Source organism: Streptomyces sp. SAS_270, assembly GCF_052543295.1.
In genome coordinates, this window is record NZ_JBMNDS010000026.1 from 19,248 (window position 1) to 30,959 (window position 11,712).

Annotated in this window: 12 protein-coding genes; 6 read left to right on the top strand and 6 right to left on the bottom strand. The window is 70.3% G+C overall.

All coding sequences use genetic code 11. The features are described from left to right. Positions 1 to 5: 5 nt before the first annotated feature. Together ACN6LB_RS19200 and ACN6LB_RS19205 are read right to left on the bottom strand one after the other, a co-directional pair. Complete coding sequence (locus ACN6LB_RS19200; RefSeq protein WP_445026987.1) at positions 6 to 2,348, bottom strand: FHA domain-containing protein; 2,343 nt, start codon at positions 2,346 to 2,348, stop codon at positions 6 to 8. A gap of 79 nt (positions 2,349 to 2,427) precedes the next feature. Further along, positions 2,428 to 2,838 (bottom strand): hypothetical protein, encoded by a 411-nt coding sequence (locus ACN6LB_RS19205; protein WP_356135137.1) that lies wholly within the window; start codon positions 2,836 to 2,838, stop codon positions 2,428 to 2,430. 431 nt (positions 2,839 to 3,269) lie between these two features. On the opposite strand from ACN6LB_RS19205, the gene ACN6LB_RS19210 reads away from it, so the two are divergent. Beyond that, positions 3,270 to 3,656, top strand: a complete 387-nt coding sequence (locus ACN6LB_RS19210) for a nuclear transport factor 2 family protein (protein WP_445026988.1) — start codon at positions 3,270 to 3,272, stop codon at positions 3,654 to 3,656. A 169-nt stretch (positions 3,657 to 3,825) separates the two neighbouring features. Here the strand turns inward: ACN6LB_RS19210 and mgrA are convergent, their stop codons facing one another. Beyond that, positions 3,826 to 4,821 carry an L-glyceraldehyde 3-phosphate reductase gene (gene mgrA, locus ACN6LB_RS19215; RefSeq protein ID WP_445026989.1) on the bottom strand — a complete coding sequence of 332 codons (996 nt, stop codon included), beginning with the start codon at positions 4,819 to 4,821 and terminating at the stop codon, positions 3,826 to 3,828. Between the two features lie 146 nt (positions 4,822 to 4,967). Between mgrA and ACN6LB_RS19220 the strand changes: the two genes are divergently transcribed. The 3 genes from ACN6LB_RS19220 (at position 4,968) to ACN6LB_RS19230 (ending at position 8,001) form a co-directional block, all read left to right on the top strand. Beyond that, complete coding sequence (locus ACN6LB_RS19220) at positions 4,968 to 5,882, top strand: LysR substrate-binding domain-containing protein (RefSeq protein ID WP_445026990.1); 915 nt, start codon at positions 4,968 to 4,970, stop codon at positions 5,880 to 5,882. Between the two features lie 67 nt (positions 5,883 to 5,949). Beyond that, on the top strand, positions 5,950 to 7,458 hold the full coding sequence (locus ACN6LB_RS19225; RefSeq protein ID WP_445026991.1) for a carotenoid oxygenase family protein: 1,509 nt from the start codon (positions 5,950 to 5,952) through the stop codon (positions 7,456 to 7,458). A gap of 27 nt (positions 7,459 to 7,485) precedes the next feature. After that, entirely contained in the window at positions 7,486 to 8,001 is a 516-nt protein-coding gene (locus ACN6LB_RS19230; RefSeq protein WP_356135127.1) for a mycothiol transferase, read from the top strand. Here ACN6LB_RS19230 and ACN6LB_RS19235 read toward each other — a convergent pair. Both ACN6LB_RS19235 and ACN6LB_RS19240 read right to left on the bottom strand, forming a co-directional pair. Beyond that, on the bottom strand, positions 7,983 to 9,053 hold the full coding sequence (locus tag ACN6LB_RS19235; protein WP_356135125.1) for an adenosine deaminase: 1,071 nt from the start codon (positions 9,051 to 9,053) through the stop codon (positions 7,983 to 7,985). The two genes, ACN6LB_RS19230 and ACN6LB_RS19235, sit on opposite strands and share 19 nt — an antisense overlap. A 39-nt stretch (positions 9,054 to 9,092) precedes the next feature. Beyond that, positions 9,093 to 9,485, bottom strand: a complete 393-nt coding sequence (locus ACN6LB_RS19240; RefSeq protein ID WP_445026992.1) for a VOC family protein — start codon at positions 9,483 to 9,485, stop codon at positions 9,093 to 9,095. Between the two features lie 238 nt (positions 9,486 to 9,723). Between ACN6LB_RS19240 and ACN6LB_RS19245 the strand changes: the two genes are divergently transcribed. After that, the gene (locus ACN6LB_RS19245) at positions 9,724 to 10,434 is read left to right on the top strand and encodes a dienelactone hydrolase family protein (protein WP_356135121.1); all 711 of its coding nucleotides are present in this window, start codon (positions 9,724 to 9,726) and stop codon (positions 10,432 to 10,434) included. Positions 10,435 to 10,644: 210 nt separating this feature from the next. Here ACN6LB_RS19245 and ACN6LB_RS19250 read toward each other — a convergent pair whose 3' ends face one another. Further along, entirely contained in the window at positions 10,645 to 11,112 is a 468-nt protein-coding gene (locus ACN6LB_RS19250) for a winged helix-turn-helix transcriptional regulator (protein WP_445026993.1), read from the bottom strand. A 93-nt stretch (positions 11,113 to 11,205) separates the two neighbouring features. Between ACN6LB_RS19250 and ACN6LB_RS19255 the strand changes: the two genes are divergently transcribed. Further along, complete coding sequence (locus ACN6LB_RS19255) at positions 11,206 to 11,700, top strand: PaaI family thioesterase (RefSeq protein WP_445026994.1); 495 nt, start codon at positions 11,206 to 11,208, stop codon at positions 11,698 to 11,700. The last annotated feature ends 12 nt before the right edge of the window (positions 11,701 to 11,712 follow it).

The following is an 11,712-nucleotide window of genomic DNA, read 5'->3' on the forward strand; positions in this document are numbered from 1 at the left end:
CGCGCCTACTTCCGCATGACCGCGGGCTCGTGCCGCCGCAGCAGGCGTGCCACCGCGTAGCCGAAGACGACGCAGAGCACGACCAGCATGCCCATGTTCAGCAGCCAGACTCCCGCGGAGTGCCGGAACAGCGGGTCGCCGGTCAGGTCTCCCGGCACGATCCGGGCCAGCCCGATGGTGCCCGCCATCGCGCCCAGCGCCCAGCGCGAGGGCACCAGCCAGGACAGCTGCTCGATGCCGGGCACTCCGTCCAGTTTCAACAGGGCGCCGCAGAAGACCACTTGGACGATGGCGAGCAGCACCAGCAGCGGCATCGTGACCTCCTCCTTGCGCACCAGGGCGGAGACGAGGAGGCCCAGCATCATCGCGGTGAAGGCGAGCAGGGCGACGGCCGCGGTGATCTCCACGAGCGGCGGCAAGAGCACCCCTTTGCCGCCGGGCGCGTTGAGGTCGACGCCGAGCAGGGCGACGAGGCTCAGGACGACGGCCTGGAGCACGGTGACGCTCCCGAGGACGACGACCTTGGACATCAGGTACGCCGATCTGGACAGCCCCACCGCCCGTTCACGCTGGTAGATCACCCGTTCCTTCACGAGTTCGCGTACGGCGTTCGCGGCTCCCGTCAGGACGCCGCCGACGCACAGGATGAGCAGCGCGTTCATCGCCGTTTCCTGGGTCAGCCGGCTTCCTGCCAGGGCCCGGGCCATCGCGCCCATCACGAACGGCAGCGCGATCATGATGGCGAGGAAGGTCCTGTCGGCGCTGAGCGCTGCCGCGTACCGGCGGACCAGCGTGCCGAGCTGGGAGCCCCAGCTCTGCGCCTTGTGGGGCGGCCCCACGGCGGCGGCGCGGGCGGGCTGCGGCAGATGGGGCTGCGCCGTCGAGTTGTCGACGTACTGCTTGTGCAGCGGTGAGCTGCGGTACTGGCCCGCCCAGTCGCGGTCGTGGTCGCGTTCGAAGGCTTCGAAGGCTTCCGGCCACTGCTCGTAACCGAAGTAGGCAAGCGTCTCGTCGGGCGGTCCGTAGTAGGCGACTTTGCCGCCGGGTGCGAGTACCAGGAGGCGGTCGCAGACGTCGAGGCTGAGCACGCTGTGGGTGACGACTATGACCGTGCGGCCGTCGTCGGCGAGGCCGCGCAGCATGTGCATCACTGAGCGGTCCATGCCCGGGTCGAGGCCGGAGGTCGGTTCGTCGAGGAACAGCAGTGACGGTTTGGTCAACAGTTCCAGGGCCACGCTCACGCGTTTGCGCTGGCCGCCGGAGAGGCTGTGGATGGGCTGGCCCGCGCGCTGTTCCAGGCCCAGCTCGCGGACCACCTCCTCGACGCGCGCCTGGCGCTCCGTTTTCGCGGTGTCCTGGGGGAAGCGCAGTTCTGCGGCGTAGGACAGGGCCCTGTGCACGGTGAGCTGGGCGTGCAGGATGTCGTCCTGCGGTACGAGGCCGATGCGCTGGCGCAGCTCGGCGTAGTCGCGGTAGAGGTCGCGGCCGTCGTACAGGACGGTGCCGCGGTCGGCGGGGCGCTGCCCGGTCAGGGCGTTCAGCAGGGTCGACTTTCCCGCGCCGCTCGGCCCCACGACGGCGAGCAGGCACTTCTCCCCCACCGGGAAGGACACCTGGTCGAGGAGGGTTTTGCGGCCGTGGTCGACGGCGACCGTGAGGCCCTGGACGTCGAGCGACACCTCGCCCGTGTCGACGTACTCCTGAAGCTGGTCGCCGACCAGGCAGAACGCGGAGTGGCCGATGCCGACGATGTCACCGGGCGTGATCGGGGCCCGGGCCACGGGCCGGCCGTTGAGGAAGGTGCCGTTGTGGCTGCCGAGGTCGACGATCTCGTACGTCGCGTCCGGCAGCGCCCGCAGCTCGGCGTGGTGGCGGGAGACGACCAGGTCGTCGACCACGAGGTCGTTGTCGCCGCCGCGGCCGATGCGGACCGTGCGGGCGGGCAGCGGCCGTACGGTGGTCGGCTGTCGGAAGGTGCCCGTGGCGGCGGGCACGGAGACGGCGGAGGGCCGTTCGGGAGCCGGTGGCGGGCGTTCGACGAGGACGGCGCGCGGGCCGTCGGCAGCGCTGCCGAAGCGGATGACACTGCCGGCTCCGACGCCCCACTCGTGGACGCGGCGGCCGTCGGCGTAGGTACCGTTCGTGCTGTTCTCGTCCTCAAGGGTCCAGTGGTCGGCCTCGGGCCGCAGCACCGCGTGATGCCACGAGACCCGGACGTCGTCCAGGACGATGTCGCTCAACGGGTCGCGCCCGACGTGATAGTCGTGGCTCGGACTCATCACCGTGGAGCCCGTCTCCGTCTCGATGACGAGTTCGGGCGCAGTCGGCGTACCCAGCCGCTCTGCCATGCCAGAATTCTAGCCATTCAGCCCTATTTGTGCCTGGCCGGTGGTGCGCGACCCCGGCACCACCGGCCAGAGCAGCGCATCAGGCCGCGGGCGTGGCGAGCGCGGGGAGGGTCCGCTGCATGCGCAGCGCGTCCACGGATTCCGCCATCAGCTCGTACTCGGTGGTGTCGTCGCTGGTGGCGATCCGGACGAGTTTCCCGGCCGCCAACTCCTCGGCCACCAGCTGCTGTTGAGCAGTGTCGCCGCACCACGACCGCAGGACACCCGGCACGTCCGGAGCACTGTCGGCCATCGGCGCGATCGCGTTGGGCGGGATGTGCGGGTCGTCGGGCTGGGGGTCCAGCCGGTCGGCCATCCAGGCGGCGCGATCCCGCATCCACCACAGGGCGAGCGCCAGCGTGGGCGCGCGATAGGTTCCCAGCGGTACGCCGACACGCCTGCCGTCGCATATGCCGTACGCGGTGACATGGCACAGGAATTCGTCGTGCACGATCGCACCCCCATTGCGTCGTTCGCTGCCGGCCCGGCCTCGCTTTCCCTGCGGCTCCGTGCTGTTCCTGCGACTCTGTTGTGCGCGATGGTGTTGCGTGGGTGTGGCTGGATTTCCCTTGTCTTCGAGTATCGCCACTCCTGACACTCTGTCACCACGCCATTCCAGCCAGTCTCCTGGCATATTCATGGCCACCGTTGGCCGAAACGGCACGCGTGACCCCACCCCGCCCGTCCGGCGCGCGTACGCGGATCCGCGGAACCCGTCAGTTCGCTGATCTCTTCGCATCTCCTGCCGGCGCATTACCCGAGGGGTAATCGACGCCCTCCGCGCAGCCCGGCATGGTGTTCCTACCGGATCCCGACGGGACACCAAGAGTCGGAATCCGGCCCCTGACCAGCAGGTATGACCTAGACGGAGGATGATCGACCATGTCCGGAAACCACGACCGCTACGAGACCGCCGCCGCCCGCTACCTGGAGGCCTGGAACGCGGGCGAGCCGGAGGCGCTCGCCAAGGCGGTCGCTGCCGCCTGGACCGCGGACGGCAGCTACACCGACCCGCTGGTGGACGTCCGAGGGCACAAGCAGATCGCTGCCGTGATGACGGCGGCGCACGAGCAGTTCCCGGGCTTCTCCTTCAAGCTCGCGGGTACTGTCGACGGCCACCACGACACGGCTCGCTTCGGCTGGGAGCTGGTCAGCGACGCCGACGGATCCGCGCCCGTCGCCGGATTCGACGTGATCACCCTGGACGAGGACGGCCGTATCCGGACCGTGCTCGGTTTCCTGGACCGGGTGCCCGCTGCGGCCGCCTGAGAGCCCTCCGGGGGCACCGACTGCCCGTGAGAAGTCCGACCTGCGCAAGGCGATCGGGAAGGAGGAGGGGGACACGGTGACGGTCCGGCTGGAGGCACGCGTCGGCAACGGCGGCCGGCCCCCGTGCGACGCGGGTCGCACGGGGGCCGCTCCGGGTGTGCGCCGAGCGCTATCCGGCGGCGCCCACGATCGCGTCGATCCGGGCCAGCTCGTCCGAGTCGAAGTCCAGGGCGTGCGTGGCCGCCACGCTGTCCTCCAGCTGCTGGACGCTGCTCGCGCCGATGAGCGCGGAGGTCACCCGGCCGCCGCGCAGCACCCAGGCCAGCGCCAGCTGGGCCAGCGACTGGCCGCGGGACTTCGCGAGGTCGTCGAGTGCGCGCAGCTGCTGGACGAGGTCCTCGGTGACCGCGTCGGAGTTCAGGAAGGGGCTGTCGCTCGCCGCCCGCGAGTCCTCCGGGATGCCGTCGAGGTAGCGGCTGGTCAGCAGCCCCTGCTCCAGCGGCGAGTAGGCGATCGAGCCGACCTGGAGCTCGTCGAGGGCGTCCAGGAGGCCCTCTTCGGGGCGGCGGTCGAGCATCGAGTAGCGCGGCTGGTGGATGAGCAGCGGGGTGCCCAGCTCGCCCAGGATGCGGGCGGCCTCGCGGGTCTGCTCCGGCGAGTAGTTGGAGACACCGACGTACAGCGCCTTGCCCTGCTGCACCGCCGAGTGCAGGGCGCCCATCGTCTCCTCCAGCGGAGTCTCCGGGTCGGGGCGGTGGGAGTAGAAGATGTCGACGTGGTCGAGGCCCATGCGGCCAAGGCTCTGGTCGAGCGAGGACAGCAGGTACTTCCGCGATCCCCATTCGCCGTACGGGCCCGGCCACATCAGGTAGCCGGCCTTGGTGGAGATGATCAGCTCGTCGCGGTAGGACCCGAAGTCGGCCTTCAGCGCGGCGCCGAGGGCGGACTCGGCGGCGCCGGGCGGCGGGCCGTAGTTGTTCGCCAGGTCGAAGTGGGTGACGCCGAGGTCGAAGGCGCGGCGCAGGATCTGGCGCTGGGTGTCGACCGGCCGGTCGGGGCCGAAGTTGTGCCACAGCCCGAGCGACAGCGCGGGGAGCTTCAGGCCGCTGCGTCCGGTGCGCCGGTAGGGCATGTCCGCGTAACGGTCGGGGTGTGCGGTGTACAACGCGACTCCAGAGGGGTTGGCACGGAAACACCGGCGCCGGGGAAGCACGGACCGGTGCGGAAGAACCGGTATCCACTCTTTCGCGAGGTGCGGGCAGCGGTCCAACAGAAGAATCCGATGGTATTCAGCGGCTACGCTTCTCAATCATGGAACTCCGCCATCTCCAGCACTTCGTCGCGGTCGCCGAGGACCAGCACTTCACCCGGGCCGCCGAGCGGCTGATGGTGTCCCAGTCGGGCCTGTCGGCGTCGATCCGGGCGCTGGAACGGGAGCTGGGCAGCGCGCTGTTCGTACGGACGACCCGCCGGGTGACGCTCACGGAGGCCGGGCGCGCGCTGCTGGGTGAGGCCGAGCGGATCCTCGCACAGGTGCGGGCCGCGCACGAGGCGGTGGCCGCGGTGCAGGGCGTGCTGCGCGGCACGCTCGCGCTGGGCACCGAGCAGTGCATCGCCGGGGTGCATGTGGCCGGGCTGCTCGCCGCGTTCCGGCGGCGCCATCCGGACGTGGAGATCCGGCTGCGGCAGGCCGGTTCCGGTGCGCTGGCGGAGGAGGTCGCGGCGGGGCGCCTGGACCTGGCGTTCGCGGTGCGGACGCAGGCGGACACCGAGCAACTGCGGTCGGTGTCGCTGACCAGCGAGCCGATGACCGTGCTGTGCCATCCCACGCACCGCCTCGCGGCCGCCGGCGCGGCGCTCACACCGGAGGAGCTGGGCGGCGAGGCGTTCGTCGACTTCCATCCGGACTGGGGGCCGCGCCGCACCACCGACACGGCATTCGCCGCCGCGGGTGTCCGGCGGACGGTCGCACTGGAGGTCAACGATGTGCACAGCCTCCTCGACCTGGTCGACGAGAACCTCGGCATCGCCGTCGTACCCCGGCATTTCCGGCACAAGCGCCGGGCGCTGACCGCGCTGCCCCTGAAAGGCACCGGCGAGACGGTGTACGAGACCGTGGCGCTGCTGCCACCGCCGGAGGCCACCAGTCCGGCCGCCCGGGCACTGATGGATCTGCTCGAAACAGGGGGCCTGGCAACACCCCCGGACGGGGCCCACCCCTCCTGACCCGGCCCTTCTCCTGACCCAGACTCGTGAGCGTTCTTCACGACAACATCGGTCAGGAGCAAGGGAAATGACGGAACACACACGACGAGGTGTGCTGCGCGGTGCGGCGGCGATCGCGGCGGCCGGCGGGCTGGCCGGTACGGGAGTCGCCGCGAGCGCCCGGCCGGCGTCCGCGGTGCCCCAGGAGACCGCGAGCCGCCACTACCCCTTCCTCGAAGGGGCGTTCAAGCCGGTCACCGAGGAACTGACGGCGTTCGACCTGCCGGTCACCGGGCGCATCCCGCGCGAGTTGAACGGCCGCTATCTGCGCAACGGCCCCAACGTCCTCGGCCTCGAGGACCCGCGCGCCCACCACTGGATGCTCGGCGACGGCATGGTGCACGGCGTCCGGCTGCGCGACGGCCGCGCCGAGTGGTACCGCAACCGCTGGGTGCGCTCGTCGCAGGTGACGAAGAAGCTCGGCGAGCCCTACCCCGGTCCCGTGCCGCCGGACGACTTCCCCTGCAACACCCATGTCATCCCCTACCGGGGGCGGATCCTCGCGCTCCAGGAGAGCGGTCCGCTGCCCTACGAACTCGACCACGAGCTCAACACGGTGGGCACCTACGACTTCCGCGGCACTCTGGAGGGGGCGTTCACCGCGCACACCAAGTTCGACGCGCAGGCCGGTGAACTGCACGCGATCACCTACTACCCGACCTGGGACCACATCCGACACCTGGTCGTGGGCCCGACGGGCCGCATCTCGCGCACCACGCGGATCCCGGTGACCGAGGGGCCGATGATGCACGACTTCGCGCTCACCGAGAAGCATGTGGTCGTCTTCGACATGCCGGTCACCTTCGACCCCGCGGCGGCCGAACGCGGCGACCTGGTGCCGTACATCTGGAACACCGAACACCCCTTCCGTGTCGGCGTCATGCCCCGGTCGGGCGGCACCGTCCGCTGGTTCACCGTCGATCCGGTCTTCTACTCGCACACCCTCAACGCATACGACGACGGCGACTCGGTGGTCATCGACCTCACGACCTATCCGGCGCCCTTCTACACCGCCGGCCGCGGCTCGGACGGCCCCACCGCGGTGGGCACGGCGAAGCTCGAACGCTGGACGGTCGACCTGCGCCACGGGCGTGTCCGGCAGAGGACGATCGACGACCGCCCGCAGGAGTTCCCGCGCGTGAACGAGGCGCTGGTCTCCCGCCGCCACCGCTACGGCTACTCGGCGGCATCCGCCGAGATGACGCTGGCGTACCTGACGCCCGACGGCAATCCGCCCGACCGCGCCTTCAGCAACGCGCTGATCAAGCACGACCTGCTGCGCGGCACTTCCCAGGTGCACCGGCTGCCGCGCGGCGCGGCGGCGGGCGAGGCCGTGTTCGTGCCGTGCGACCCCACCGACCCGAAGGCTGCCGAGGACGACGGCTATGCGATCGCATATGTGCACAATCCCGACCGCGGGGCCGCCGACCTGGTGATTCTCGCGGCACAGGACTTCACTGGCGAACCGGTCGCCCGGATCCATCTGCCGGGCCGGGTGCCGCTGGGATTCCACGGGAGCTGGATTCCCGACGCATGACGCGCCGTGATGCGCGATGGTGGAAGCATGCATGCAAAGGACATCCTCATCGACGCGTACGGCCGCATCCAGGAAGAAGTCCACGCCGCGGTCGACGGTCTCTCGACGGACGAGCTGCACAGCCGTCCGGCCGTCGACGCCAACTCCCTTGCCTGGCTCGTCTGGCACCTCACCCGCGTCCAGGACGACCATGTCGCCGACGCCGCCGGACTCGACCAGGTGTGGCTGTCTCAGGGCTGGGAGAAACGCTTCGGGCTAGACCTGCCACGCAGGGACACGGGCTACGGCCACAGCTCCACGCAGGTCACCAAGGTGCGGGTCGAGTCGGGCGACCTGCTGACCGGTTACTACGACGCCGTCCACGAACAGACCCTAGAGTTCGTGCGCGGGCTCGCCGCCAAGGACTTCGAGCGTGTCGTGGACGAGCGCTGGGACCCGCCGGTCACCCTCGGCGTCCGGCTGGTGAGCGTCCTGTCCGACGATCTGCAGCACGTCGGACAGGCCGCCTACCTACGCGGGCTGGTTCAGAGCGCGGCCGCGTAGCCCGGCAGGACGACGTCCTCGATCAGGGCGTTGCGCTCGTCGAACGGGATGAACGCGCTCTTGAGGGCGTTCACCGTGACCGTACGGAGGTCCTCGACGCCCCAGCCGGCCTCCTCGACCAGCAGGGACATCTCGCGGGTCATCGTCGTGCCCGACACCAGACGGTTGTCGGTGTTGAGGGTGACCCGGAAGCCCAGGTCCTTCAGGGCGGTGATGGGGTGCTCGGCGATCGAGGTGGCGGCGCCGGTCTGCAGGTTGGAGGTGGGGCACATCTCCAGGGCGACCCGGCGGTCGCGCACCCAGCCCGCGACGCGGCCGAGCTTGCCGTCCACGATGTCCTCGGTGATACGGACGCCGTGGCCGATGCGCTGGGCACCGCAGACCTGGAGTGCCTGGTGGATGCTGGGCAGGCCGTGGGCCTCACCGGCGTGGATGGTGAAGGGGACGTTCTCCCGGCGCAGGTGCTCGAAGGCGCCCAGGTGGTCGGCGGGCGGGAAGCCGTCCTCGGCGCCGGCGATGTCGAAGCCGACGACGCCCGCGTCCCGGAAAGCCACCGCCAGGTCGGCGGCCTCACGCACACGGTCGAACATCCGCATTCCGCACAGCAGGGTGCCGACGCGGACGGGGGTGCCCGCGGCCGCGGCCTTCGCCATACCGGCGGCGAGGCCCTCCTGGACCGTTTCGACGACCTCGGCGAGGGTCAGCCCGCCGTTGGTGTTCAGCTCGGGCGCGTAGCGGACCTCGCCGTAGACGACACCGTCCTCGGCGAGGTCGAGCACGTACTCCTCGGCGGTGCGCAGCAGGCCCTCGCGGGTCTGCATCACGGCGAGGGTGTGCTCGAAGGTGGCTATGTAGCGCACCAGGTCACCGGAGTTGGCGGCGTCGTAGAACCAGGCGGCCAGTTCCTGAGGGTCGGTGGTGGGCAGCGTGTGGCCGACCGTCTCGGCGAGTTCCACCAGGGTGGCCGGGCGCAGACCGCCGTCGAGGTGGTCGTGCAGTACGGCCTTGGGGAGGCGGCGGAGGGTGTCGATGTCGATGCGGGGCGCGGTCATGCGTGTCTTTCCTCGGCAGGTCGTCTTGGGGAGGTCTGGTTACTGGGCGGGCTGGAGCAGGTCCCAGCGGTTTCCGTACAGGTCCTGGAAGACGGCGACCGAGCCGTACGGCTCGTGGCGCGGCTCCTCCAGGAACGCCACGCCCGCGTCGCGCATCCGGGCGTGGTCGCGGGCGAAGTCGTCGGTGTGCAGGAAGAACCCCACGCGGCCGCCGGTCTGGTCGCCGACCCTGCCGCGCTGGGCCTCGTTCTTCGCCCGGGCCAGCAGGAGGCCGGTGCCGTGGCCCGCCGCGCCGGGTTCGACGACCACCCAGCGGGAGCCGTCCGGCCTGGGTTCGTCCTCGGCGAGCCGGAAACCGAGGGCCTCGGTGTAGAAGCGGATCGCCTCGTCGTAGTCGTCGACGACGAGGGTGACCAGGGCGATGCGACTCATCAGGGCCTCTCGGAGGGTTATACGTAACACGTAGGGTACGGCATCTTCGGACCAGGTCATGATCCGAGGGCGTACTCGACCGCACGGGCGCCCCGGATGCGTGGTCCGCGGGCGCCCCGCATCGGCCTCCTGCGAGCCGCCCGCAGGCGCCGCGCACACGCATGGCATCGTGGGGATCATGCCGGGGCCCCGCTTCGGCAGACCTCATCACGCGCTTCCCCTACAGGAGTTGAGTGCCATGTCAGAGAAGCCGAAGTCGACGGGCGCCCCCGCGCACCAGAACGTGACCTTCCCCAGCGCCGGGGCCACCGCGCACGGCTATCTGGCGCTGCCGCCCTCCGGACAGGGACCCGGCGTGATCGTCATCCAGGAGTGGTGGGGCCTGACCGACCACATCGCCGATGTCGCCGACCGTCTGGCCCAGGAGGGCTTCGTGGCGTTGGCGCCGGACCTCTACGGCGGCAACGTCGCCCACGACAGTGCCGAGGCCCTGCGCATGATGGGAGAGCTGCCGGTCGCACGCGGCGTCGAACTCCTCTCCGGTGCGGTCGACCACCTCCTCGGGCTGCCCGAGGTCACCTCCGAGACGGTGGGCTCCGTCGGCTTCTGCATGGGTGGCGGCTTCGTGATCTACCTGGCCGCCGCAGACGCCCGCGTGACGGCCGCGGCGCCGTTCTACGGCGTGATCCAGGGCGAGCTGCCCGACTTCTCCGGCCTCAAGGCACAGATCCAGGGCCACTACGGCGAACTCGACACGACCATTCCGGTGGAGCAGCTGGAGAAGCTGAGCCAGGCGATCCAGCAGCAGTCCGGCATCACCGCGGACCTGCGCCTCTACCCCGCCCATCACGCCTTCTTCAACGACGGCCGCCCCGAGGTGTACGACCCCGAGTCGGCCGCGCAGGCCTGGCAGAGCACGGTGGCATTCCTGCACGCACAGCTGGGCTGAAGGCCTTTGGGTCGGTTGCCCCGGAGGGATCCGACAGGCTGCTGCTCGGCGCTCGGGGCTCGGCGGAGGCTTGCGCCTCGCCGAGCGCCGTTCCCGTCACGGTGAATCGTGCCGTCGCGGGCGGCCATCGGCAGCGTCACGGCCCCGCACGTTCACGTGCGCCCGTGCACGCCCGCGCCTGCTTCCGCTTGCTCGGAAACGAGTCCTTGCTCAGGCACGAGGCCGGGCGGCAGGGCCGGGCCTGGCCGTGACCTCGGACGGGGTGAGCGCGACGTGGTCACGGGAGCACTCGACCACGACGTTCACCGGCGCGTCGCAGGCGGTGTGTCGGAGATCCAGGACGGGACCCTCGGGATTGGCGACATGGGCCTCGCCCCACTGCCTGAGCGCCACAAGAACGGGCCACAGATCGCGGCCCTTACTGGTCAGGCGATACTCGTGCCGGGTCCGGCTGCCCCGCTCCTGATACGGGACCATCGCAAGGATTCCGGCCTCGACCAGCTTGCGGAGCCTGCCCGCCAGCACCGCTTCCGAAAGCCCGACATGGCGGTGGAAGTCGTCGAAGCGGCGCACCCCGTTGAACGCGTCCCGCAGGACCAGAAGCGTCCACTTCTCACCGACCAGGTCAAGGGTGCGCTGGACCGTGCAGTTCTCAGTGCTCACCTCGAGCCATTTCATGGCAGTCATCGTAGCGCCTGGCTTCATCATTGACAGTCAGCTGAACCACTGGCTAGCTTCGATGGACGAAGCCAGATCTGGAGGCAGAGCCGTATGGGCCGGTCACGTACGTACGAGTGGGAAGATCCGGCGCTCTCGGCAGCCGCCGTAGGAAAGGGCACGGGGCTGGACTTCCTGCGCGAGATGGTCGCCGGTCGCCTGCCCAGCCCGCCCATCGGCGCCACCGTGGACTTCTCCCTCGACGAGGTGGAGCACGGTCGGGCGGTGTTCTCCCTGGTCCCGGGCGAGGAGCACTACAACCCCATCGGCAGCGTGCACGGCGGTATCTACGCGACGCTGCTCGACTCGGCCGCAGGGTGCGCGGTTCAGTCCACCCTCCCGCAGGGCATGGGGTACACATCCCTCGACCTGACGGTGAAGTTCCTGCGCCGGATCACCCTCGACACGGGCAGGGTCCGCGCCGTCGGCAGGGTGGTCAGCAGCGGTCGCCGTACCGCCCTCGCCGAGGCTCAGCTCCTCGACTCCGACGATCGCCTTCTGGCCCACGCCACGAGTACGTGCATGCTGTTTCCGCTTCCGGCAGCCTGACCTTCACAGGCA